The sequence below is a fragment of the Adlercreutzia sp. DFI.6.23 genome (genome assembly GCF_024462535.1).
In the GTDB taxonomy this organism is placed as follows: domain Bacteria; phylum Actinomycetota; class Coriobacteriia; order Coriobacteriales; family Eggerthellaceae; genus Adlercreutzia; species Adlercreutzia rubneri.
The window spans coordinates 1-259 of the sequence record NZ_JANGBP010000864.1 but is presented as its reverse complement, the minus strand read 5'-3'; the positions used below and the strand labels follow the sequence as shown (position 1 = coordinate 259).

Below are 259 nucleotides of genomic sequence, written 5' to 3'. Positions count from 1 at the left end.
GACCTGTCCTCCCGCGGCCTGGCGCCGCAGTACTTTCGGCGAGGTGGGGCTTAACTGCCGAGTTCGGAATGGGATCGGGTGATCCCCCACTCCATGGTTCCGCTCGCGGGAGGCGCTCCCGCGGCAACTGTGTGCCGTCCGAGGGGCCCGGGGATCCCCCGCGCCACCCTGGCGGTTGCATGCGCGCGACACGTCCATCTCTCGATCTCGATCGTAGTCTTGGCAATGAAGAAGAGCTCGGGCTATTAGTAGCGCTCGC

Annotated in this window: 1 rRNA gene; it reads right to left on the bottom strand. The window is 66.4% G+C overall.

Annotation, left to right across the window (positions count from 1 at the left end):
* Positions 1-105 (bottom strand): 5S ribosomal RNA (gene rrf / locus NE591_RS15800); the annotation flags it as partial.
* Between the last annotated feature and the right edge of the window lie 154 nt (positions 106-259).